This is a genomic window from Ruegeria sp. AP11 (assembly GCF_056535865.1).
Map to the genome: position 1 here is coordinate 2,803,107 of NZ_JBQFJB010000001.1, position 20,799 is coordinate 2,823,905.

Below are 20,799 nucleotides of genomic sequence, written 5' to 3' on the forward strand. Positions count from 1 at the left end.
TATTATAATATTGAATCAATTATGGCGAAATGCCAAAACAGGACTGCCTGTATGATGCTGGCAAGAAATAGGGGTGATTACTTCACATGAGCCGACCGCGCGCACCACGGCACAAGCGACTGACGCAAAACCAGCGTTTTGCCATCGTGCGTAAGCGTGCCGCGGGGGTGCCGATCGAGGATCTGGCGCGCGAATTCGGCGTCACGACCCGCAGCATCTTCTACACGTTGAAGGCCGATCAAAGCCGCAAGCTCGATGCGCACGTGCGCTCTGAACTGGTGAATGTCCGGCTGACGCCAAAGGAGCTTGCGAGCTTCGATGCGGTGCTGACGCGGCATGATATCACCAGCCGCGCCGAGGCGTTGCGGCGTCTGATCTATGCCTCAAACGATCTCTTTGTTCCCGACGACGAACTGGCCAATCAGATGCAGGGTCTGTCGGCCTCGCTCAATCGCACCGGCAACAATATCAACCAGATTGCACAGCGCCTGAACGAGGCAAAGCGCCAGGGCAAGACGCCGCCCTATGGCAATTCTGCCCATGGCCAGGTGCGCGCTTTGGCCGGGCTGATCTTCGATATCGCTGATCAAGTCCAAGACATGGCGCAGCGCCGCCGAAGTGCGCTGTCCGGCGAGGTTGCTCGCGTTCTGGGAGGCTTTGCCGATGGCCCGGAATAGCGCCGTTGCCGCCGCGCAGGAGGCCTTCTTCGATCGCGACTGGAGCCGCATTCGCGGCAGCGTGCCGCGTGCCCGTGCCAAGCAAATGGCGCGCGCCTCCATGGGCCATTCACCCGCGATCTTCAAAGCCATTCGCGACGGCGGCACCCACAACAAAGCGCAGCTGCGCAACCAGCTGGAATACCTGACCACCAAGTCGAGCTATATCATCGACAGCCGTGGCACCTATGACGGCCAAAGCGTTCTGTCAGCCAAAGAGATCGAGCAGGTCACACGCCGGTTTTCAGCGCAGTGGAATGAGGGCTTTCATCCCAAGCTGGGGCATACCTCGCATCTCTTGATGGCCTTCCCAATTGGCACGCGCGGAGAGGATGTCGCCGAGATCACGCGCGAGATTTGCGAGCGGTTCTTTCAGGGCGAAGGCAGCCATTTTGACTACATCGCCGCCGTGCATGAGGACCGGGACCATCCGCACGCCCATATTGTTCTCAACCGGCGCAGCAAGGACGGTGAGTTTTTCTTTCTGAAGGAAGGGCACCACTTCAATTACGACAGTTTTCGTGAGGCGATGGTGGAGGTGTCGGACACTTATGGGCTGCGCCTTGAGGCGACGCGAAAGCTGGAGCGCGGGATCACGACGAAGAGGCCAAGCGACGTGGACCAACGTCGTGCAGAAGCAACGGGGCAGAAGCTGACCGAGCGTGAGCGCGTGGGGCCGGAGCTTGACCGTGCCTTGGCTGAAGTGGTGCAGAACGCCCGGCTTTATCGCGGCCTTGCGGCCGAGGCCTCGCGCGAGAACCAGCATGACGTTGCAGCAGCCTTGGACAAAGCCGCGACGCTTTTGGCGCAGGGCAAACCGATCGAAGCAGATGGAAAGGTATATGGTATGGCCGAAGAACAGCATTCCTTTGACGAGGTCGTGGATGCCTTTCACAACAAGATCAACCAGGCCGAACGCATTGTGGCGGACGCCCCGGTGGAGCTGCGCGCGGCGCTCGAGCATGAGCTGAACGACATCTATCGCTCCTTGTCACATCTGAGCCCAATGGGAACGCAGTCCCACACCTTGCTCGAAGATGCGTCCAAGAGTGGGATCTATTCGGCCGCAAACATAAAGGCCGACGCCCAAGGTGTCTTGCAGGATCCTGCGCTCGCCGAACGTCTTGAGCAGGCTTTGAAAGGTACCGGCATTGACGCGCAGGAAGTGACACGTCGTGTCGAAATCGGCGCAGGCAACGCCGCTCTGGAACGCCAATGGCTTGGGCAGGATTTGAAGGCGATTGCCGACAAAGACGGCCTTGACCTGTCACGCGCTGATGAACTGGAGAAGGCGATCGACCGCCTCGACCAGGTGCACAGTGATCTGGGCCGATTGTTGGCCGATGTTGAGGTTCTCAAGGACAGTGGGGCGGCGGAGTCTGACCGGCAGGAAGCCATCACCGACCGGCTTCCGCCGACCACTGCTGAAATCCTGAGCCGTATGAGGGACGACCCAACCGCAGATCCATTCCGAAACGATCTGGAGCGCGAGACCTTGCGTGCTGAGATGGAGGAACTGGTCGGTGAAGAAAGCACCCCGGACTTGGCGATTGGCGATGAGACCACGCTGGAGGAACATATTGAAGACCGCCTGGACCGGCTCTATGCGGCCAAGGCCTATCTGCAGAGCGATGCCGCTCTGGCGAACAGTGTGGCGATGGAGCATGTCCTCGACGAAATCGCCAATGAAGAAATTGATGTTCAACGCGAGCGGCATGTCGATAGCGATGGCGAAAAGGGCGTAACGCATGGGTAAGGCGCGGATCGCACTTGGCGTCATGAGCTTTGCCCTTCTTGGCGCGGTGCTGGGGTATGTTCTGGCGTCAGCCTTTCTGACCTTCCGCTGGTTCGGGGTTGGGTCGGACATCGATTTCTTGATGCTGGCACGCAGCTATGGGGGTCTTCGAACAACCCACCCCGGCGATATGCAGATCGTTCACTTGATCGTCGGGATCAGCACCGGTGTTGGCGTTTTGCTCAGCGCTGTGTTGATGAACGACGCGCTGACCAAGTTTGGTGAAACCCACTGGCAGCACATGTCCGAGATGAAGCGGAACGGCTTTTTCGGCAAGCCCGGCCACGGCTTTGTCCTCGGCAAAATGGGCAAGCCCAAGAGCCGCAAACCCTTCGTGATGTCCAAGGTATTCCCCCATGCCCTGATCGTCGCCCCGACCGGACGCGGCAAAACGACGGGGTTCGTCATCCCGAACCTTCTGACCTATCAGGGCAGTGCGGTGGTGTTGGACGTGAAGGGAGAAAATTTCGAGGCGACGGCGCGCCATAGGGCCGCGCAGGGCGACAAGGTGTTCCGGTCTGCGCCCACTGATTGGAAGGACGGTCGCTCGCACCGCTACAATCCCTTGCTGCGAATATCGGCGCTGGAAAACGTCGACCGCCAGCAGATGGAGCTGCAACTCCTGGCTTCGCTGTTCCTGCAAGCAGATAACGACCGCGTCCAAGGGCTCCTCGATGGCGGGATTGACCTATTTGTGGCTGCGGGACTTTTGGCGTTCGAGCGCAAGCGGCCAACTTTGGGTGAGATTTATCGCATCACCGCATCAGGTGGCGACAAGCAGAAGGAATATCGCCGCCGCGCCGACGAGGTGGTCAACCCAGCCGCCAAGCTGATCTTTATGCGCATGGCCTCGACCAACAATGACACCCTAACGTCTTATCTATCGCTCTTGATGACATCTGGCCTCAAGCAGTGGTCAAACCCAGCGATTGACCGTGCGACCGCAACGTCAGACTTCGATTTCCGCGATATCCGAAAGACGCCATTTTCGGTTTATCTTGTGGTTGAACCGCTGATGGTGAAGCCCCTCGCGCCGCTGATCCGCTTGTTCCTCTCGGATTTGCTGGCATCGCTGCAGGACCATGAACCCGGCAAGGAAGAACCCTGGCCGGTGATGATTATGCTCGATGAGTTCAATCGCCTGGGCAAAATGCCGATCGTGCTCGATAGCATCGAAACCCTGCGGTCCTACCGGGCCAACCTTGCGATCGTCACACAGACGATCCCGGCTTTGGACGAGATCTACGGAGAAAATGCCCGTCGCGCCTTGCAGGGCAACGCGGGTATCAAGCTCTATCTGACCCCCTCAGATGAAAAGACCATCGAAGAGCTCAGCAAAGCCGTCGGCAAAACCACCAAACGCGTTGTGACCCGTTCGCGCTCGGTCGGCCGCAACCCATTCGCGGGGCGCAGTATGTCTGAACGGACGGAAGAGACGCCTTTGTTACCTGAGGATGAGGCCCGTCGCATGGATCTTGATGACATTGTTCTGGTGGTCGACGCGCAAATGCCCGTGCGCGCCAAGCGGATCAAATACTATGAGGATCGGTTCTTTAAGCAGATCTTCGACAAGCAAACCGGCGATCTGCCATATCCGTCAGCTGGTGACCAGATGCGCGGGCTGCAAGGGCAGATCAAGGCACTGGAAGCGAAGATTGGAGCGCTTGAGATGCCGAGGGCGGTTTCAAATGAGGGCTCTGACGATGGAGGGAAGCGGCGCGAAGAGATTGAAGAATTGGCGTCCGGCAATCAAAATGCACAGTCAGGTGATCAGGCCAGTTTGGGCGACTATCAGGCAGGAACTGAAAGGGTGGAAAGGTTTATGGAAGAGGCTGCTCGGGGATGAGGGGGCAGGCAAACCTTTCTGCGCTGAGATCTAAGATATTCGTTTGAACAAATCGTCTTCTCGGTCTCGGCAAAAAAGTTCGCCTACAGTGAACTTTTTCCCTTGAAAGCTGACGCCCCCGTTCCCACATACCTAATGTGTAACAACGGAAGAAGTTCCTCATACCCAGCTTGGACTTGTTCAAGCGCGGAGGGGTTTTCCCCTCTACCACTTCTACCGCAAACGGCCTGGAGGCCCCCGGAGGGGGACGAGGGGACGGCGGCGGGCGAAGCAGACGCGATAGCAAGGACAGCTATCGCGTCTAGGCAACGGGTTTAGTCGTCGGTTTCCGTTTTCTGTTGGGTGAGGACCCTTGGTTAGTGGCATCCGCTGTGGATGTTGCGCCGGGGCCAACAGAAAGGAGGAGCAATATGGCTCTCTCTGAAGATACACACCGACGGCGGCGGCGACGTCGGTTTTGGAGGAAACTCCGGAACCCTCGCACCGTGATGGTCATCCTTAGGGTGGCTATCTTCATCTACCGGCTTGTCCGGTGGTTGATGGCGATTTTCGGATCGCCCGGCTAATCGCCGCCCGCCTAATGTCTAAGCGGGAAAGGCAAACGGGATGAAACTATGATACATGAAGCACTAAGGTTGATCCGAGTGTTCCATGACTTGAAACAGGTCGAACTGGCGGAAAAACTCGGCGTCTCGAAGTCCCATATTTCGGAGATCGAAAAGGGTAACAAATCCCCCTCGCTCGATCTGATCCAGAGATATGCGACAGAGTTCAAAATTCCGGTTTCTTCTATCATGTTCTTTGCGGAAGAGCTGCCTAACGCCAAGTCTGGCGACAAAATCCGTTCAAAAATTGCAGGCAAGGTCATCGACATTCTGCGTTTCGTTGAAAGGAAAGCAGATGCCGAAGATGCAGCCTAGAGAGGGTTACCAACTCAAGGATAGCCCGTTTTTCCGCCTCAGAAGCCGGAAGCAACTGGCCAAGCTTCTAAGAGTGTCCGCCGATACCTTGGACGAGATCAGCCACCGCAATGACCTCTACGTCCGCCGCTGGAAGTACAAGAAGCTAAAGGATGATGAAAAAAGCGCGTGGCTGAAACACCCTCCAACGCCGGAACAGGCGGAGAACTACCGCCCTATCGACATTCCCGACCCGAAGCTTAAAGCGATGCAAGGCCGCATTGGTGATCTTCTGGGGCGTGTCAAAGCCCCAGAGTTCCTTTTCAGCCCTGTAAAAGGACGCTCATACGTCGAAAACGCAGCGCACCACAAAGAGGCCAAGGCGTTCTGGCTACTGGACGTCGCGGACTACTTCCCAAGTTGTTCAGCCAACAACGTCGCCCGATTTTTCCATCGGGAGCTTGAATGCTCTCGGGACGTAACCGCCGTTTTGGTTCACATCGTAACTCTGGGTGGATGCCTGCCCCAAGGCTCTCCTTGTAGCCCGATCCTAGCCTACTACAGCAACAGCCATATTTGGCTTGCCGTCGAAAAGCTGGTGAGGGCGAAAGGGTGTAAACTAAGCCTCTATGCAGACGATATAACGATTTCTGGCGACGTAGTGCCTAAAGCGCTGATCTGGGAAATCAAAAAGCTCATCTTCAGCAACGGGCTTCGATTGAAGGACGCGAAGGAAGTGAGTTTGATCAATGCTCCCGCCGATATAACAGGAGTTATTGTAAAGGATGGAGCTACCCATCTACCGAACCGTCAACTAAAACGGCTTGCCGAATTGAAGCAACAACGCGCGTTGATTAGAAATCCGAAGGTCCGGGAGCGAACCGAAAATCAAATCGCAGGGCGCATTTCTCAACGGAAACAAGTGGAAAACCCGAAGTTCTGACGGGCTCACAGCTAACCTTTGTTTGGCGGCTTTTGAAAACCATTTCGGGCTGAGAGCTCTATTCCAACCGCTTCGCACGCTCAGCCACCCGCTGAACCATCGAGACAGTCGCACCGCCCGCCTGGCGTAGTCCCGCCCCGGCGATCTCAGCATTTGACCTCGTCCCAAACCGCGCCCGCGCCCGTGAGCCCTTGGTTCCGATCAAACCCTTGGCGAACCCGCCAGGACTGGGAATGCTCGGCGTTCCGGCCATCATGAAGTTGCCTGAGATTGAGCGGACGATCAGCGGGGTGGCGATGATCATGCCGCCTGCGAGGAACATCATCATGAAGAAGGGCACCAGCGCGCCGATGTTGCTCGCGCCAGAGGGGTCTCCTAGTTCAGTCATGAGCGAGCGGGACATGCCAACGACCGTGGAAAACACCCCGGCGATCACGAGGGGGTAGAGAGCATAGGATACCGTGCTGGACAGCCAGCGATGGAAATAGTCCTTGCTGACATCAAACAGCGACAGTGCGATCATGATGGGGGCGATGCCGATCATGAAGGCCAGCATGATCTTGGCGAAGATCAGGACAAGGCCGCAGAGCGCGCCGATCACGCCGAGGAGGAAAGCGCCGATCGCGCCGATCAGGGCTCCGGCCATCCAATGCATGTTGTCACCGGCCGCGTTCAGATAGTCACCAAATTCTTCGATAAGATCGTCGAAGGCCTCTGCAAAATAGGATGCACCTGCACCGCCGCCGCCAAGCCCCGCCACCATGCCGCCTGCGAGTTGGTCGAGCCCATCGATCAGCGCGCTCGCCACCGCATTGAATTGGACCCAGTTCATCGCAAAGAGGGAGATCAGCATGAGCTTGAGGGCGAACCAGAACGCGGTCCGCCCATCCATGGATTTGTACTGAAACACCATGTTGAGGAAGACGCCGATCACAGCCAACGTCGAGGCTACGGCAATGACGCCGCCGAGCTGACCCGCGACGTTTCCAAAAGTGGTTTGGGCCGCGTCGTCCAGAAAGTTGTCGGTTGTCTCAACCATCCAGGTGACGACGCCCATCGGATCTTCCTCGGTCTGCTTTAGGCGCTCGCGCTGGTGCGACGTTTCATGAAGGCCTTCAGAATATGTTCGCCGTCGAAATCCGGTACCACTGAGACCAGCTCCCAGCCATCCTGACCAAGGGCCGTCAGCTGCGCTTCGATCTTCGGAGGCTTTGTCTTGGCGGTGTTGATCTGTTCAATCTTGTATTCAAACATGGGCTGTTTCCTTTGAATGGGCCGGATCAACCGGCAGGTAGAATTCGGTGATGCCGCGCGCACCTTCATGGCGACCGGCTTGGATGATCACATCGATCGAGCGCGTGATGTAGTCGTTCATGTCCTGGTAAGTCATGGGCACATCGGTTTTCAGGGCGGCGATGGCGAGGCGCTGGACGGCCAGTTGCGGTGTCTCGGCGTGTAGTGTGGTGAGTGAGCCACCATGGCCGGTGTTTATGGCCTCGAGGAAGGTCATGGCCTCTTTGCCGCGTACTTCACCCAAGACGATACGGTCCGGCCGCATGCGCAGTGTGGAGGTCAGCAGGACGTCAGCGCTGCGCATGGCTTCGTCGCGGTCAGACATCAGCGTGACCACATTGGGTTGCGTCGGACGCAATTCGGCGGCCTCTTCGATTGTGATGATGCGCTCGTCGGCTGGCACAAAGGAGAGGATCTTGCGCGCCGTGACGGTCTTGCCGGTCGAGGTCCCGCCGGACACGATCATGTTGAGCTTGTGGGTGACGCAGAACTTGATCGCGGCGTCGATATCGCCGGTGGCCACGACATCCCGCAGCTCGGCATTGCGCTTGCGTCTTGCACCCTCGTTGCTGCGTTCTTTGCCGAACAAGTAAGACAGCTTGATCTGGTCCAATGGCAGGTCCGCAAAGAACCGCAGCGAAATCGCGTAGCCGCCATCGACAGCGGGGGGCTGGATGACCTGCGCTCGGATTGGGCGGTCGCGGTAGGCGATGCTGACCGAGACGATAGGCTTGGTCCGGCTAAGCGTGGTGTTCGCGGCGGACGCAATCTGATTACCCAAGTCCTTGATCTCGTTCTGCGAGAGCCGTCGACTGACGCGCCGCATAAAGTGATCCCCCTGAAACTCGGCCCACAGCGTGCCGTCAGGGTTGATGCAAAGCTCGATCAGCTTGGGGTCACGCGCCTCGGGGATCTTGTCCATCGAGCTTTGCAGATAGCTGGCCGCCATGGTCAAAAAATCTCCAGATCGCGGTCGACCATCACGGTGACGCGGGCACCTTGATCGACATAGATCACGGGCGAGACGGAGAGATATTCGCCAATCACGCTTTGCGCGCTGTCCTGAAGGTCTTCGCCAATGCCCTCGAGCACATCAGAGGTGATCTCATCTACGGTGTTTTTGGCGGCCACGGCGGGCAAGGCTCCGATCAGCGATATTAGGGCGGCTGACCCGAACCGCGTGCCAAAGCGGCTGTCGACAAAGCCGGTTGTGCCGGAGCGGCCCAATTCATCGCCACCGAAGGCGCTGATTTCGACGGTCTGGTTGCTGGGCAGAATGATCCGGTCCCAGGCGATGGTCACGCGTTGTTGCGCGATGTCGAGGCCGGATTGATACCGCCCGATCAGACGCGCGCCGCGCGGGATCAGAACCCGTGAGCCGTCATAGGCGTGGACATCTTCAGACACCATCGCGCGGACCTGACCGGCGAGAGAGCTGTCGATTGCGGTTTCCAGCACGGCCTGGATCATTGTGCCCTGAACGACGGTGTTTGACGGGTTTACGATCAACTGGGCTTGCGTCACTTCAGCAGGTTCAGCGCCGTTGCGGACAAAGTCTGTGTCGCCATCAAGTCGCCGCTGCTGCGCGGTGGTTTCATTGTTGCCGTTACCCGAACCGCCAAAGGCGATGATTGGGCTGGCGATACGGGCTTGGAGTTCCTCAAGTTCGGCTTGCCGCCGCCGCTCGAGCTCCTGAAGACGCAGCTCTTCGGCCGTGGGGCCGGTTGGAGCAGGCGTGCGTGGGGTTTCTAGGCGTGCAAGTTCCAGATCATTCTGCAGTCGCTGGATTTGTCGGGCACGTTCTTCCAGCTCCTCGCGCAGGGCGGTTTGCGTCGCAGCGGCCTCACTGCGCAGGGCATCGATCTCTGCGCCCAAGGTGTCCAGCGCTTCTGTGTCGACGGCTGGGGCTTCAGGTTCTGGTGCGTTACGCAGGGCGTCGAGTTCTGACCGCATTGCATCCATTTGCGCGCGCAGCTCGTCTGTTTCGTTGTCCGGTTCCGGCTCCGGCGGTTCGGATGTGTCGATCGGCGCAGGCGTGGGCTCGAGCGTACCAAAACCCGGTCCCGCTGCCTGGAATTCATCCGGTGAGGCTGTTTCTAGGCTGTCGGGTTCAGAGCCACCTGAGAACAACAGCAATAAACTGCCAAGGGCAGAGATTGCCGCAATGCCCAGGGCAATACTGGCAGCCGACGGCCGCGCCTTTCGGTTTTGTGGTTTTCCTTCAAGCGCTTCGAGGCGCTTCTTAAGCTCAGCTGTTTCACTCATAGTGGTTTGCCTCGCTCATCTCTTGTACGCAGATCTCGTCCTCGCCGAGCCTGAGAACCCATCGATTGCTGACACCTGACACGCGGATCACACCGTCTGGCCGCGCCAGCGCATTCACGCTGCGCTCATTGCCGCCTGACCAGCGAAAGATCGCAGGTAGCGGCGCGTTCGCGGCAAAGCGGAAATAGGTGAAGGTCCCGTCGTCCCAAATCTCGCGTGGGGTGATCTCGGATCGTGCGCTGACGCCATAGGCGTGGTTCGCGGGTCGGTTTGTTGCCACACGGGATTGCCGAGGGGCAGCCTCAGGATAGGTGAAGCGAATGACGTAGAAGGTCGGTGAACTCGCCTCGGTCACGTTGAAATAGTAACTGCGCCGGTTGGTATAGACGGTGATGTTGGTATGCGCGCCGCGCGAGACTGGCTTGATCGCAAAGGCCTGGCCACCGGGCACGCCGTCCAGGAGAAACCCTTCGGTGTCACCTGCAATGATCGAGCGGATGGTCTCGCCTTGGCCAAACTCGATGCTGGTCACATGGGTCAGGCTGGTGCGGATGCGATAGACCTGCCCATCCTGATAGGTGGCTAGCCGGACGCGGGCATCATAGGGGCCTTGGCGCGGCTGTGTCTCTGCATGGGCGTTGCCAGCAAGCTGAATTAGGAAGGTGAGGGTCAGGAACAGGCAGCGCATTGGTTACTCCAAGCGATCCGAACGGATCGCGTATTCGGTGACAGTGAAGCCGAAGGGGTTCTGCCAGACATCATCGATCGACCGACTATTCTCGGGCCGAAACTCAAACATCAGGGTTGCGGTGAAGAGCCCGTTTTGACTGCCGCGTGGCGAGTAGAGCCGCTTGCGCAGGCGCACCTGTGCACGATTGGCGCTGATATGGGTAATCGACAGAACCTCGACATCAAGACGGGCATCTGTGCCGTAGCTGTCCGGCGGATAGGCCTCATGGCCGCTGGTCCAGAGCGCGCGCAGTCCTGCGGCCGCAGCTCCGTCCGACTGGTCCAGGACCCGCCGCACCCGCAAGTCATTGTCGAGCTGATTGTATGTCTCTCGATCAATCACATAGCGGTAGACCTGTGCCTCAATGATAGCGGGGCGTTCCGTGAGTGAGACCGCTTCAACCATGGCATTGGGGAGGGCTATGCCGGTTTCGCTATCAAAGGGCACGATAATGGGCGGCGGGTCCACGTCGAACAGGGCAACGAGGGCAGCGGCGAGGCAACCTGCCATGCCAAAGCCCATGCCTGTCAGCCCCAGTTTCTGCCACATGAGCTCGCGTCGTCGTGCGCCGTAGACGAGCTCCTCTTCGATGACTTCTGCCTCACTGTTCATAGGATCAGTCCGCGCGCAGGTCTTGCAGGGTGAAGTCCATGTAGCGGCGCTCTTCGGCCAGGGTGGCGGCATCCACCACGCCGGATTGGCCCGCGCCGACGGTCTGAATGGCTTCGAGCTCCCACATGCGAGTCATAGCAATGGCCAATTCGGCCGTGACGCGAGTGTTGTGATCGACGGCTTCCTTGAGCGTTTCCATGTCTGGGATCAGGGAGACCAGCTGCTCGACCCGTTCAAGGGATTGCGCGGCCTCGTCGTAACTGTTCTCAGCCGCTGCCGACATCACCGCCCCGGTGCCCGCCTGGCTGGCAATGCGTTCTGCACCAGGATTGCCGCTGCTGGCCATGTCAGAGAGGGTGTCTTGATCAAAGCCTGCATCCTCGAGGGCTTGCGTCATGCGGCCTTCCATTTGAGGGGCGGCGTTGCCGATCAGACCGCTGAAATCGCCACTTTGGATTTGCCGGATGGTGCCAAGGAGATCGCCGAACTCTTGGTCCAAAAGCCCATCGAGATCGCCACCCATGGCCATCTCAATGATGTCCGTCGCGCCGGTCAGGGCGGCGTAGGTCTCGTTGAGTGTGTCGAGTTGCTGCTGCACCAGGTCGAGCTGTTCTAGAAGCGTGTCGAGCTGGTCGGTCTGGATCCCGAAGTCCTCCAGCATCTGCTGCAGCTGGCGAATTTCTTGGGCGATGTTGCGTGTGTCGACCGTGGGAACGCCTTGGGCAGATGCAGAGGACGCAACCAGCAATGCGCAGGTGGCAACGGTAGAAAGAAAGCGGATCATCGGAGTGCCTCCAAATCGAATTTCATGAAGTCTTGTTCGCGGGCTTGCGCGGCCGCCATGGCCAGCTCTGCCGCGCTGAGCGGGCGGGTATGGGCGGCCTTGAGGCGCGTACGGATCGCGATCAGGCGGGCGAGTTCGGCCCGCGCATAGGTGTTGAGCGACATGGCCGCGTGAATGTCATCTGTCTCGCCAATGCGGGTGATGATGTCCTGCACCCGAAGCGCGGCCGCTTGCACGGAGACCAAGGAGTAATCGCCATAGACCCCTGCGCCGAAAGAGGTGAGGCTCATGGTCGAGTTTGCGAGCAAGACGGGATCGATGGTGCCAAGCGCATCGACGCCGCCGACGCGGGCAAGGTAGAGATTGTAGCGCTCGGGGATCACCTGAACGTAGTGTTGGGTCTCAGTGAAGGGTGGCACGCCGCCGTAGCGCTGCACGTTGCCGGGACCTGCATTGTAGGCGGCCAGCCCGTGAATGATGTTGCCGTCAAACATGGCCAGCATTTGCGCCAGATAGCGCGCGCCGCCCGTGACCTGGATATAGGGGTTTTCGTAGTAGGCCGGGTAAATCCCGAGATCCTGTGCTGTGCCTGGCATGATCTGGGTCAGGCCGAATGCACCAACAGGCGAGCGCGCGCCGATGGTGAAGCGGCTTTCCTGCCAGATCAGCGCTTGCAACAGGCAGCGCCATTGCTTGGGCGACAGGCCCGCTGAGCGCACGCCGGACATATGGTGCGTTTCCTGAGCCGCGCGTATGATCAGCTGTTCGATCGAGCCAGAGGCATCGCCGAACATCTGGCCCGCACCCGGGTTCGGGTCCACCGGACCGTAAAGCCTAGCTGTCGCGCTTTCAGGTGTTGAACCAGCTTCTAGGCTTGCGACCAGTGTGCCGGAATTCCCGCTGGCCAACGTCGTGGCATCGAGGATGGCTTCCAGTGCCTGGAGTTGTTCCTGCTCGAGCGCCTCAAGCTCTTCTTCTGTGGTCAACCGATCCCGCTGCAGCGCCAGATCTTGTTCGCCCTGTTGCAACACGCGCTCGCGCTGCAAGAACATGCCCGCATCGAAGGTCGGCACGCCTTGGGCAAAGGCCATAGGCGTGGCGAACCACATCAAGCCCGCAAGGATATGCAGGCGGTGCTTATTCACTGAGACTACCAATCGGCCCGAGCAGCTCAAAATTGCAGTTGCTGCGACTGACCTCTGCAAACGAGTTGAAGCACTCTGCCTTTGACGGCCGGTATTCGGCGCAGGCTGTCATGGTCAAAAGGGTGAGGGTCAGCACGCAAAGTCTACGCATCAATCTGTCTCCAAAAATCGGGGTTTTGGCGATAATCCGCGCCGACCAATGCTTCGCCTTTTTCCATGCCGCCAAGGATCGTGAGGTAAAGGCCAAGGGCGCTCAGATCGGCGTCGATCACCACCGAGCCTTGATCATCGCGCACCAGCGCCAGACGGGAGTTGCTGCACGTTCCTAGGAGCACGCTCAGCTCTTTTTCAGTGAGGCCCAGCATGGCGTAGTCGCTGGCCGAGGCGCGGATGTTGGGAAGCAAGAGCTGCGTAGGAACGGCCTCGACAATCGTTTTGCCAGTTCGAGTTTTCTCAAGCTGGCTTGCGTATTGGGTCATCATCACGACAACTGCGTTCTGTTTGCGCGCAGTGACCAGCCAGTTGCTGAGCCGGTCTGCAAAATAGGGGTTATCCAGCGCTTTCCAGGCTTCATCAATGATGATCAGTGTCGGTTTGCGATCCTCGATCACGCGTTCGACCCGTCGAAACAGGTAGGACAGGACGGCCATGCGTTCCTTTTCGCTTTCGCTGTCGAGAATGCCGGTAAGGTCGAAGCCCACGACATGACCATCGAGCGAGAAGGTATCCTCAGAGCTTTGCCCGAAGATCCAGCCATAGCGGCCATCTGCGGTCCATTCCTGAATCCGCTCGAACAGATCGCCTTCATCCGCCCCCGCGACAAAGAGTGAGGCCAAATCATGCCAGTTGCGAAGAGCAGCATCGCTGGCTCCGGCGTTCTGGCGCACCACTTCCTGAATGCGGTTGATCTGGACCGGGCTCAGGGGCTTGTCGGCGCGATGCAGCAGCGTGGCCAGCCAATCAGAAAGCCAGGCTTGCCCGCGCCCGTCGATTTCCGTGCGCAGTGGATTGAGACCTGTGGCTTCACCTGCCTTGATGGCGCTGTAGCGCCCGCCATTGGCCCGCACGGCCATTTCCATACCCGCTCGATAGTCGAAAACGAACACGCGCGCGTCGCAGCGACGGGCTTGGGTCATGAGGAAGGCCGACAGCACTGACTTGCCAGAGCCAGGGCGGCCGAGGATCAATGTATGCCCGCCGGTCGGTTCTTTGTTCGGCTGACCCGTCTCGTGATAGTTAAACAGGAAGCCTGAGCGTTCGGGCGTCGGGAACAGGGAGATTGGTTTGCCCCAAGGCAATTTGTGTCCGGGTTTGCCCAGTTGACCACGATGCAGCGCAGCGAGGTCAGCAAAGTTCGTGTTGGTGATTGCGGCCTTGCGGCTGCGCATCTGCCCATTGCCCGGATGCTGCGCGAAATAATGCGTCCGAGCCGCAAAGCTCTCGTTCACCAGATTGACGCCTTCACTGGCGGCGATGTTACGCACCTCGGCGGCTATCGCTTCAAGCTTTTCTTCGGTCTCGGCGAAAACCGTGACCGTCATGTGATGATCGCCAAAGCTGAGGCGCTTGGATTCAAGATCGTCCAGCGCGTCGACCAGTTCTTCGGCGAGGGAAATCGCACCATCATCACTGGCCTTCATCAGCCGCTGTTGGCGCTTGATCCGGCTGGCCATGATGTTGCTGTTGATCGGCGTGAAGGAATGGGTCACCACCATGTCGACGGGCAGGCTCAGCTCATCGAACATGGTGCAGCTGGTTTTGGCTGGATAAGTCTTGATCGCGAAACTGGTGCCAAACCGCTTGCCTGCCGTCCCATCATCGAGCGTAAAGCCTCGCCCCTGAAACGTGATGCGGGTGTTGGCTACATCTTCGGCAATGACGCCAAAGCGGGATTTGGCGAAAAGCGGTCGCTCTTGGCCGATATTGAGCGCGCCAAGAAACCCGAGTAGCTCGCCGCATTCAGCGCCGAGCAGGCGCGGGTTCATCTCTGCAAAGGACGACAGTAAAAACCCGACGACCTCCTCGAGCTTGCGCAGCTGCTTGGCTGTCTGGTCTTTCATCTGTGCGATTGAGTCTGAACGTTTCAGGCGCAGCCGCGCGCCGAGGGGCGGACGTTTCAGGACCGTGAGTGTGAGCGTCTTGTCCCGAAGGCCCGCCTGCGCCATGGCCGCTTGCCAGCGGTTGTCTAGCCTCTGGGCAAACCCCTCATTGGGCACTGGTGGCAAGGCGGTCTCGATCGCTTTTGAAACCTTGTGTACGTAGAAACTGTACTCCAGCCCGATCTGTGCGATGATTGCAGCGAAGAGCGCGCGGATCTTCTCCAAATGCGCGTCATCGCTGGTCATGCTGTTGACGCCATCAAGACGGATGCACTGGAACAGCGCATTGCCGCGCGTGCGGATCGTCACATCATTCACAAGGCTGACATAGGGTAGCATGCTGGCCATCGGGCGCTCTTTGCGCGCCCAGCCTGGCAGCGTTGCGAGATCATCCGAGGGGTCATGGAGCATAGCTGTCCCCCGAATGGATCTTGCGATTTGGCGTCGGGGGCGTTTCCTGCAGGGCAGTGACCATCACCTCAAGAAAGGCCGGATCCCAATCCGCTGCTTTCCACAGCGTTGGATAAGCCAGAGCGGCGATGATGATCACCGGCCAGCTTTGAACCCAGAGAAACAGCAACACAAACCCGAAGAGCCAAACCATGGCATACATGATCGGCAAGCCGATGAGCTTTGGTGGCCGGATCAGGCCCAGAAAGAGGCGGGTGTGCGTTGCCATGCCGGATTTACGCGCCCCAGATTGCGGTCACGATGGTCGGCGCAGCTGCAATGCCCGCAATGGCCACCAGCACCCAAAGGGCTTGGCGGAAATCCAGAATGCCAAAGAGCCAGGAGAGGAATACGCCAATTAGGGCCAGGGTGCCGATCACAATGCCCAAGGGGCCGGTGATCGTGTCGACGATGCCCTGCAACAGGTTCTGCACCGGCGAGAGGTCGATGCTCTGCGCAAAGGCCGGGTTGGCAATCATCAAACTGGCCATAGCCAGCGACAGGATCGTGCGGAATTGAATGTGCATCAGGAGGCTCCAGTCAGTCGGTCACGCACGGCCATGACGCGACGCACGTGATTTTGGGTTTCTCGGTAGGGAGGGATGCCGCCATAGCGCGCGACGGCGTCAGGCCCCGCGTTGTAGGCGGCGAGCGCGAGTTCGGGCGTGCCGAACTGCGCCAGCATCATCAAAAGGTAGCGGGCGGATCCATCGAGGTTGGCCTGCCAGTCATTCGGATCCACACCAAGCTGCGCGGCCGTCGCAGGCATCAACTGCCCGAGGCCGATCGCACCAGCTGAGCTGCGCGCAGTCGGGCGATAGGCGCTTTCGATTTCGATACTGGCTTGGAAGAGCGCCTGCCATTCCGTCACCGACAGACCCGCGCGGCGCAGCGCGGGGTGTCCGCCATAGCGATGCGCGGTGCGTTCAATGGCTACGAGGATTTCGGGGCGGGGAACTGCGCGGGCGGGTGCAGGAGGGGGAGCTTCAGGCTCTGGCGCTGCGAATACGATCAGCTCTGGTGGGTTCGCGCCAATCCCGTCGATGTAGCTTTGTGTAAAACCTGATTGGGGAGCTTTGGTCTCCAGCTGGCCATCGGCCCGCATGGAAAGTACGAAGCCTTCAGAATAGGCGGGTGCAGCGATGATTGCTGCAAGGAGGGCAAGTGTCTTAGCCCGCGTCGTCCAGCTTGTGTGAGGCGATCTTGCCTTCAAGCATCGGGATCGAGACAATCGAAACACCAAGGCCAGCAAGGAAGCTGGATAAGCCGTTGATTGTCTTGAATTCCCGAGCTGCCATGTTGTTGCGCGCGGTGACGAGCAGGCGACGCGTCTCGCCATCTGGCGAGACGCAATGCACGGTCCAAACTCCGGACCACTGAGCACCTGTACGTTTGGGCGTAACCCGGCACACCACATCCGCCGAATGACCCTCGGCAAGCAACGTGCGCAGCCCGTCTTCACTGACAACATTGGGGGCGTCTTGCATCAAATTCATAGGATCGAGCCTTGCAGAATTATGCATTAGCCCGGCAGTCCCTCATGGACTACCGAACCGATACAATATTATAATCTTGCAATCAACAGGTGTAATTTGCAGTGTTGCACCCTTCATGCGTTGAAACAAATTTACTGCAACGGAGTGGTTGAGCCAAGATAATATGGCGCTTTTGAAACAAACATGGGCGGTTATGGTCGTTCTGAGCTGGGGTTCTGCCGCGATTGCGGGCACTTGTTTGCCGCCTACGCCGCCTTGGATGCCGACCAATGCCAGCGACGTGCGGGCCTATGCTAACTTGTTGAGGCGCGATGCGGAGACCTATTTTACCGATGTCGAGCGGTACTTCCGTTGCATGGATCAGCAGCGGCGAGAGGTTTTTGAGCAGGCGCGCGCAGCCAGTGAAGACTACGCGCGCGTTTTGGAGCTTCTGGATGCTGGAAGACAAACAAACTTTTCGTCGGGGAAGGATGCTGGCGTTCGATAGCTGTGCGGCAATGGCCGCACTTAGCTCAGAACGCTGTCGGTGTTGTTTGTAGGCTTCTTCGCAACGCAGTTCACATCAGTGATGTGACGGGCTCGCATGAAATGGACTCGTTTCGGCGCTCGCCTATTGCTCCTTCAGTGCAACTACTCAAAACTCAAAGGTGGACTTACGCAACTTTTGCGTGAAGATCGGAGGCGCAAAAAAACGGTTTTCATGTGAGGGTATTTTGAAACTTGAAAAAGTTCGCATTGAGAAGTTCAGGGGTATCCGGAGGGCCGAGATCGATGTGGGGATGGAGCTTGCGCTGGTAGGTCAGAACAGTGGCGGTAAATCTTCAATCTTGCGGGCACTTAATGCCTTCTTCAATTTTGAAGATGAACGTGAGCATTTCGAAGCATCCAGGCATGCTTTTCAGAAGACATCGACGGCTATTATTGATTTGGAGTTTTCGGACACCCCGCCAGCGTGTGACTTACCGAGGGCAGTCGCCGGTGGCAGCAGTGTTCGAATTCGATTGAAGTACAAGAAGACGGCCAACTGGGAGCTGTTTAATAACGGGGTTTGGCAGACGCCTCCGCAAGGCTTTCTAGAAGCTTTGAAATCTCACATTCGCTATGTCTACATTCCTGTGGCTCGCACCGAAGCCGTGTTTAAGTGGGGCAAAGAAAGCATTCTTCAAGCTGCGGTAAAAACCTGGGTGAAGGACTACACAAAGAAGAGGGACAACATCTCTCCGAAGGTGGCGAACGCCACAACGATCATTAAGGAACGCACCTTCAAGGGGCTGAGCAAGCATCTAAGAGGGCTTACCCACCTCAACGGATCTTTTGAGTTCGAATTGGACTATTCCTCGCCCCCTGACTACGGCCTGTTGATTCAAGATCTTGTTTTGCGCGTCGTGGATGGACAGACATCGGTGGACATTTCCGACTGTGGAAGCGGCACCCAGAGCCTTGCTGCAATCGGCCTATATTCCTATCTGGCCGAAGCATTGGGTGGAACATACATCTTGGGAGTCGAGGAACCTGAACAGAACTTGCACCCCCAAGCTCAGCTATCACTACTTGCGGCGTTAAAGGAACTCCCGCTTCAGGTGCTGTTCACTACCCATTCGACCGTAATGCTCGACAGCCTAGAACACGAAGAGGTCGCGCTTTGCCGAAGGGTTTCTTCCAATACTCGCGGGTTTGAAATCACAGTTACCCAGCTGCCGGGCGGGTTCTGGGCATAAAAGGGCATCGATAGGGAAAGATACTATAACTTTCATCGCCGACGAAATTCCGATTTCTTCTTCGCCGACTACGTGGTCCTAACCGAGGGCCCGATCGATGCGGAGCTGGTGCGCTACTTGGCAGAAGACGGTGGGCTAAGTTTTGCGGAACACAGTGTGTCTATCATCAGCCTAGATAGCGTCGACTCACTGCCGCACGCTTTTTATCTACTTAGAGAGCTGAGGATCAATTTTGCGTCCGTCGTCGACAAGGATTATTTCTTGCCCTACCTAAACGATGAGTTGTCCTCCAGCCGCGACGCCAACGGTTTCCCTCGATACAGGCGAGAGTACAAAGACTCATGCCTCATCGAAGAAATGTTGCCCGATGAGGGGGCGAGGGAGCAACTGCTCGAATACTTCTTCACCAACCACTCACGTGCCATGCCGCTTCTTGAAGCCGTTGGCGTGTTTTGCTTCCGCTGGTCGATGGACATTGACCTTGTCGGCTCAGAGACGGCCAAGAACATTCTATATGATAGGCTGGGCATACCCGCCGCAGAGCGTTCAGCCGAAGGAATTCTAGTTAATCGCAGAAAACAACTAAAGCGTCAGGATTCCGTCCTTGGAGCGACCAGAGGGCTGCATCCACGAGGCCTTCCTAATTCATACAAAAGGATAAGGCGGGGACTGCCTGAAAAAATAAAGCAATCAAAGGTGTAGGTTTATCAACGGATTCGTTCTTAGAGCCGAGCCTTCGGCCGTCGCTTCAGCGAGCGCAAAGTTCCACCCAGATGTGCTCTTTCCGTTCATTAGCTGCTCGTTGCGGAAAGGCTCGGTTCAGTGACCTGATTTTGGCAGTCTGGCGAAGCGCTTGAGCCGTCCTCAAAAATCGCGGCCTGCGTCTCACCGTTGTCCCAGCGATACAGAAGGCCAATTTCTTCACCTGTTTTGATGCAAGATATACGGCCGACGGCTTCGGCCGTTGTGCGAACACCCTCAAGTTTGGGCAAAACTAGCCCCTCTCGTTAAACAATTCCTTGGGATCGACATCGAGAGCATCCGCTATCCGCTCCAGAACATCGATTGATGCTGAATTTTTGGCGAGTTCGATCTCGCTGATATAGCTGCGATCAACCCCCGCAGCCAAAGCTAGTTGTTCTTGGCTCAATCTTCTGGAACTTCTTAGATTCCGGACATTTAACCCTACTCGTTCCCGTAGTTTCATGGCCTCTATTCGGCCAGATCACAAGAACCGCTCTACGGAGTATATTCCACAAAACGCACGCGAGCATAACAAACCCTATGCTCGCATATGGTGTGAAGGTCGGGATTGGAGGTATCGTATCAATAGTATGATAATGTAGTCATAAGGCATTTATTGATATGTGGCGCAGACTGATCAGAAATTGGACCGCCGGAACTGTAGTGGCCTTGCTTTCAACCGTGGCCCCGCAGGCGGCGAAGGCCTATCAGGTCGACTGCGCCATTCTGCTTTGCCTGGCTGGTGGGTGGCCCGCGTCAGCAGAATGTGCCCATGCCCGAGCCGTGTTCATCCGTCGGATCACGCCCTGGCCAATTGAGCCGCCATTGCAAATTTGGCGTTGCCCGATGGGTGTTTCTGAGCGTGCGCCTCTGCAAAGTACGGCCCCAAGGGTCTGGGAGGCCAGCGACGAATTAGGTCAGACGCTTGGCCAATTCATTCTGGCACAGGTGGTCGAAGGTGGTGCCGATATCGACATCAGCGGTCTGGAATTTGATTTTGTCCGCTCGATCCGCGTCTGGGATGTTCGGTACTACAGCCATCGCGAGCGCGGTCGCGACGATGATTGCTCTGAGAGCTACAACATGCGTCTCGGGACCTACGGCACGCAGGGCGAATTCGGCTGGCAACGCACGACGCCAGCCGCCGCCCCGCAATGGGTCCTGCCGTCACGGCGCTGCTCATCATCGAATTGGCGGCGCGGGGTGGGTGTTGAATGGGAAGATCACGAGGGCAACCACGGATATGAGTGGGTAGCCTACTAAG

The 20,799-nt window shown here is 57.9% G+C and carries 23 protein-coding genes; 9 read left to right on the forward strand and 14 right to left on the reverse strand.

Features of this window, described 5'->3' with window-relative positions; all coding sequences use genetic code 11:
• The first annotated feature begins 86 nt into the window (after positions 1-86).
• From ACR3E4_RS13960 to ACR3E4_RS13980, 5 genes are all read left to right on the forward strand, one after another.
• Positions 87-677 carry a hypothetical protein gene (locus ACR3E4_RS13960; RefSeq protein ID WP_480529739.1) on the forward strand — a complete coding sequence of 197 codons (591 nt, stop codon included), beginning with the start codon at positions 87-89 and terminating at the stop codon, positions 675-677.
• A complete protein-coding gene (locus ACR3E4_RS13965) occupies positions 664-2,472 on the forward strand; it encodes a relaxase/mobilization nuclease domain-containing protein (protein WP_480529737.1) in 1,809 nt (602 codons plus the stop codon). Before ACR3E4_RS13960 ends, ACR3E4_RS13965 begins: the two co-directional genes overlap by 14 nt.
• Positions 2,465-4,357: a type IV secretory system conjugative DNA transfer family protein gene (locus tag ACR3E4_RS13970; protein ID WP_480529735.1), complete on the forward strand. Its 1,893-nt coding sequence runs from the start codon at positions 2,465-2,467 to the stop codon at positions 4,355-4,357. Before ACR3E4_RS13965 ends, ACR3E4_RS13970 begins: the two co-directional genes overlap by 8 nt.
• A 614-nt stretch (positions 4,358-4,971) precedes the next feature.
• Positions 4,972-5,277, forward strand: coding sequence for a helix-turn-helix transcriptional regulator (locus tag ACR3E4_RS13975; protein ID WP_058239044.1), 306 nt, complete (start codon positions 4,972-4,974; stop codon positions 5,275-5,277).
• The gene (locus ACR3E4_RS13980; RefSeq protein ID WP_480529733.1) at positions 5,258-6,199 is read left to right on the forward strand and encodes a reverse transcriptase family protein; all 942 of its coding nucleotides are present in this window, start codon (positions 5,258-5,260) and stop codon (positions 6,197-6,199) included. The genes ACR3E4_RS13975 and ACR3E4_RS13980 overlap by 20 nt, the downstream gene beginning before the upstream one ends.
• 58 nt (positions 6,200-6,257) lie before the next feature.
• On the opposite strand, the gene ACR3E4_RS13985 is transcribed toward ACR3E4_RS13980, so the two are convergent.
• The 13 genes from ACR3E4_RS13985 to ACR3E4_RS14045 all read right to left on the reverse strand — a co-directional run bounded on the left by ACR3E4_RS13985 (position 6,258) and on the right by ACR3E4_RS14045 (position 17,073).
• Complete coding sequence (locus tag ACR3E4_RS13985) at positions 6,258-7,256, reverse strand: TrbL/VirB6 family protein (RefSeq protein WP_480529731.1); 999 nt, start codon at positions 7,254-7,256, stop codon at positions 6,258-6,260.
• Positions 7,257-7,276: 20 nt separating this feature from the next.
• A complete protein-coding gene (locus tag ACR3E4_RS13990) occupies positions 7,277-7,453 on the reverse strand; it encodes a DUF4177 domain-containing protein (protein ID WP_169730823.1) in 177 nt (58 codons plus the stop codon).
• The gene (locus tag ACR3E4_RS13995) at positions 7,446-8,441 is read right to left on the reverse strand and encodes an ATPase, T2SS/T4P/T4SS family (protein WP_480529728.1); all 996 of its coding nucleotides are present in this window, start codon (positions 8,439-8,441) and stop codon (positions 7,446-7,448) included. Before ACR3E4_RS13995 ends, ACR3E4_RS13990 begins: the two co-directional genes overlap by 8 nt.
• 2 nt (positions 8,442-8,443) lie before the next feature.
• Positions 8,444-9,757 (reverse strand): TraB/TrbI/VirB10 family type IV secretion system protein, encoded by a 1,314-nt coding sequence (locus ACR3E4_RS14000; RefSeq protein ID WP_480529726.1) that lies wholly within the window; start codon positions 9,755-9,757, stop codon positions 8,444-8,446.
• On the reverse strand, positions 9,750-10,445 hold the full coding sequence (locus tag ACR3E4_RS14005) for a TrbG/VirB9 family P-type conjugative transfer protein (RefSeq protein ID WP_480529724.1): 696 nt from the start codon (positions 10,443-10,445) through the stop codon (positions 9,750-9,752). Before ACR3E4_RS14005 ends, ACR3E4_RS14000 begins: the two co-directional genes overlap by 8 nt.
• Positions 10,446-10,448: 3 nt before the next feature.
• The gene (locus ACR3E4_RS14010; RefSeq protein ID WP_480529722.1) at positions 10,449-11,099 is read right to left on the reverse strand and encodes a VirB8 family type IV secretion system protein; all 651 of its coding nucleotides are present in this window, start codon (positions 11,097-11,099) and stop codon (positions 10,449-10,451) included.
• Positions 11,100-11,103: 4 nt separating this feature from the next.
• Positions 11,104-11,883, reverse strand: a complete 780-nt coding sequence (locus ACR3E4_RS14015; protein ID WP_480529720.1) for a type IV secretion system protein — start codon at positions 11,881-11,883, stop codon at positions 11,104-11,106.
• A complete protein-coding gene (locus ACR3E4_RS14020; protein WP_480530579.1) occupies positions 11,880-12,992 on the reverse strand; it encodes a lytic transglycosylase domain-containing protein in 1,113 nt (370 codons plus the stop codon). Before ACR3E4_RS14020 ends, ACR3E4_RS14015 begins: the two co-directional genes overlap by 4 nt.
• A 179-nt stretch (positions 12,993-13,171) precedes the next feature.
• A complete protein-coding gene (locus ACR3E4_RS14025) occupies positions 13,172-15,538 on the reverse strand; it encodes a VirB4 family type IV secretion/conjugal transfer ATPase (RefSeq protein ID WP_480529718.1) in 2,367 nt (788 codons plus the stop codon).
• Positions 15,528-15,806, reverse strand: a complete 279-nt coding sequence (locus ACR3E4_RS14030) for a VirB3 family type IV secretion system protein (RefSeq protein WP_480529716.1) — start codon at positions 15,804-15,806, stop codon at positions 15,528-15,530. Before ACR3E4_RS14030 ends, ACR3E4_RS14025 begins: the two co-directional genes overlap by 11 nt.
• Positions 15,807-15,813: 7 nt before the next feature.
• The gene (locus ACR3E4_RS14035; RefSeq protein WP_260100776.1) at positions 15,814-16,104 is read right to left on the reverse strand and encodes a TrbC/VirB2 family type IV secretion system protein; all 291 of its coding nucleotides are present in this window, start codon (positions 16,102-16,104) and stop codon (positions 15,814-15,816) included.
• Complete coding sequence (locus ACR3E4_RS14040) at positions 16,104-16,682, reverse strand: lytic transglycosylase domain-containing protein (RefSeq protein ID WP_260100775.1); 579 nt, start codon at positions 16,680-16,682, stop codon at positions 16,104-16,106. Before ACR3E4_RS14040 ends, ACR3E4_RS14035 begins: the two co-directional genes overlap by 1 nt.
• A gap of 64 nt (positions 16,683-16,746) precedes the next feature.
• Positions 16,747-17,073: a hypothetical protein gene (locus ACR3E4_RS14045; protein ID WP_050673810.1), complete on the reverse strand. Its 327-nt coding sequence runs from the start codon at positions 17,071-17,073 to the stop codon at positions 16,747-16,749.
• Between the two features lie 163 nt (positions 17,074-17,236).
• Here ACR3E4_RS14045 and ACR3E4_RS14050 point away from each other — a divergent pair, with 163 nt between their 5' ends.
• The 3 genes from ACR3E4_RS14050 to ACR3E4_RS14060 all read left to right on the forward strand — a co-directional run bounded on the left by ACR3E4_RS14050 (position 17,237) and on the right by ACR3E4_RS14060 (position 19,493).
• Complete coding sequence (locus ACR3E4_RS14050; RefSeq protein WP_480529713.1) at positions 17,237-17,560, forward strand: hypothetical protein; 324 nt, start codon at positions 17,237-17,239, stop codon at positions 17,558-17,560.
• 226 nt (positions 17,561-17,786) lie between these two features.
• Positions 17,787-18,791, forward strand: coding sequence for an ATP-dependent nuclease (locus tag ACR3E4_RS14055; protein WP_480529711.1), 1,005 nt, complete (start codon positions 17,787-17,789; stop codon positions 18,789-18,791).
• 6 nt (positions 18,792-18,797) lie between these two features.
• The gene (locus tag ACR3E4_RS14060) at positions 18,798-19,493 is read left to right on the forward strand and encodes a TOPRIM nucleotidyl transferase/hydrolase domain-containing protein (protein ID WP_480530577.1); all 696 of its coding nucleotides are present in this window, start codon (positions 18,798-18,800) and stop codon (positions 19,491-19,493) included.
• 292 nt (positions 19,494-19,785) lie between these two features.
• Here ACR3E4_RS14060 and ACR3E4_RS14065 read toward each other — a convergent pair whose 3' ends face one another.
• The gene (locus ACR3E4_RS14065) at positions 19,786-19,998 is read right to left on the reverse strand and encodes a helix-turn-helix domain-containing protein (protein ID WP_480529709.1); all 213 of its coding nucleotides are present in this window, start codon (positions 19,996-19,998) and stop codon (positions 19,786-19,788) included.
• A 158-nt stretch (positions 19,999-20,156) separates the two neighbouring features.
• Here ACR3E4_RS14065 and ACR3E4_RS14070 point away from each other — a divergent pair, with 158 nt between their 5' ends.
• Positions 20,157-20,798 (forward strand): hypothetical protein, encoded by a 642-nt coding sequence (locus ACR3E4_RS14070; protein ID WP_480529707.1) that lies wholly within the window; start codon positions 20,157-20,159, stop codon positions 20,796-20,798.
• Position 20,799 lies beyond the last annotated feature (1 nt).